Source organism: Sodalis-like endosymbiont of Proechinophthirus fluctus (genome assembly GCF_001602625.1).
Classification (GTDB): domain Bacteria; phylum Pseudomonadota; class Gammaproteobacteria; order Enterobacterales; family Enterobacteriaceae.
This window is the reverse complement of sequence record NZ_LECR01000015.1, coordinates 24,413-26,417: the sequence shown is the minus strand read 5'-3', so window position 1 is coordinate 26,417 and position 2,005 is coordinate 24,413. Positions and strand designations below refer to the sequence as shown.

General features: G+C 53.6%; 2 protein-coding genes and 1 pseudogene. All 3 read left to right on the top strand.

The window, feature by feature from the left end; translation table 11 throughout:
* Positions 1-435 (top strand): annotated as a pseudogene (locus tag BG74_RS15865) (2-oxoglutarate dehydrogenase E1 component); the annotation flags it as partial.
* Positions 436-450: 15 nt separating this feature from the next.
* Positions 451-1,671 carry a 2-oxoglutarate dehydrogenase complex dihydrolipoyllysine-residue succinyltransferase gene (gene odhB, locus BG74_RS01800; RefSeq protein WP_066596167.1) on the top strand — a complete coding sequence of 407 codons (1,221 nt, stop codon included), beginning with the start codon at positions 451-453 and terminating at the stop codon, positions 1,669-1,671.
* 101 nt (positions 1,672-1,772) lie between these two features.
* A partial coding sequence (locus tag BG74_RS15860) for an ATP-grasp domain-containing protein (RefSeq protein ID WP_244267158.1) occupies positions 1,773-2,005 on the top strand: 233 nt, incomplete at its 3' end.

The following is a 2,005-nucleotide window of genomic DNA, read 5'->3' as shown; positions in this document are numbered from 1 at the left end:
TCATTGGATGAGCTGGCCAATGGCACGTTCCAGCCTGCCATCGGTGAAGTCAACGATCTTGACCCACAGGGTGTCAAGCGCGTCGTGATGTGCTCTGGCAAAGTCTATTATGATGTGTTGGATCAACGACGTAAAAACGGGCAGCAGGACGTGGCCATCGTACGCATTGAACAGCTCTATCCGTTCCCGCTGCAGGCTGTTCGGGAGGCGCTAGCTCCCTATGCGCACGTTCAGGATTTCGTCTGGTGCCAGGAAGAGCCGCAGAATCAGGGAGCCTGGTATTGCAGCCAGCATTATTTACGCGAAGTGATATCCAAGGGATCCGCGCTAAATTATGCCGGTCGTCCCGCTTCCGCTTCGCCGGCAGTAGGGTATTTGTCCGTGCACCAGACACAGCAGAAAAATCTGGTCAACGACGCTCTGAACGTTAATTAACAATAAGGATAGAGAATGAGTAGCGTAGATATTCTAGTGCCTGACCTGCCTGAATCGGTCGCGGATGCCACTGTCGCCATCTGGCATAAAAAGCCTGGTGATAGCGTTCAGCGTGATGAAGTACTAGTTGAGATTGAAACCGACAAGGTAGTACTGGAAGTCCCGGCGCCAGAATCCGGCGTTCTAGAAATATTGTTGGAAGACGAAGGCGCTACCGTTACTGCCCGTCAAGTGCTGGGTCGTCTGCGCCCGGGCGATAGCACTGGCCAGTCGACGACCGAAAAATCCAAGAGCCAGGAGGAGATACCGGCCCAGCGCCACACGGCAGGCCTGGAAGAGGGCAGAAACGATGCGCTGAGCCCGGCTATTCGTCGCCTCATCGCCGAGCATGATCTCAATCTCGAGGCCATTAAAAGCAGCGGTGTAGGTGGACGCCTTACACGCAAAGATATCGAAAAACATATCAACTCTCGGCAGAGCGCCGCACCGGCTCCTGCTGTCGCCCAGGCTGAAGCTGGGGCGCGGGCGCTCAGCAACCGCAGCGAAAAACGCGTACCGATGACCCGATTGCGTAAGTGTGTGGCCGAACGTTTACTGGAAGCAAAAAACAGCACCGCCATGCTGACCACTTTTAATGAGGTGAACATGCAGCCGGTGATAGATCTGCGCAAGCAATACGGCGACGCTTTTGAAAAGCGACACGGTATCCGTTTAGGCTATATGTCCTTCTATATCAAAGCAGTACTGGAAGCTTTAAAGCGTTTCCCGGAAGTAAACGCTTCTATCGATGGCGAAGATATAGTTTACCACAACTACTTTGATGTCAGTATCGCGGTGTCTACCCCACGTGGTCTGGTCACGCCGGTACTGAAAGATATTGACTTGCTGGACATGGCCGATATCGAGAAAAAAATCAAGGAACTGTCTGTTAAGGGCCGCGACGGCAAACTGAATGTTGAGGAACTGACCGGTGGTAACTTTACCGTTACTAACGGTGGCGTGTTCGGCTCGTTGATGTCGACTCCCATCATCAACCCACCGCAAAGCGCGATCTTAGGCATGCATGCTATCAAGGATCGGCCGATGGCGGTAGGGAGGCAGGTGGTGATTCTGCCGATGATGTATCTGGCGCTTTCCTACGACCACAGACTTATCGACGGAAGAGAATCCGTAAGCTTCCTGATCACGGTGAAAGAGATGCTGGAAGCTCCCACTCGCCTGTTGTTGGATGTCTAGCACATGACGATCCGCCGCTAGAAATCCTCGGTTTTGTGCCGAATTACGGCGACGCAACGTCGAGTCGCTGACACTCCCCAGACGAAGATGGAAACAAAATTATGAAGTTACATGAATATCAGGCAAAACAACTGTTTGCTCGGTATGGTATACCGTCCCCGACGGGATACACCTGCAATACGCCACGCGAAGCGGAAGAGTCCGCTTCGAAAATCGGCGCCGGTCCCTGGGTAGTGAAATGCCAGGTGCATGCGGGCGGCCGCGGTAAATCCGGCGGCGTCAAAGTGGCGAAATCGAAACAAGAGATCCGCGCCTTCGCGGAACAGTGGCTTGG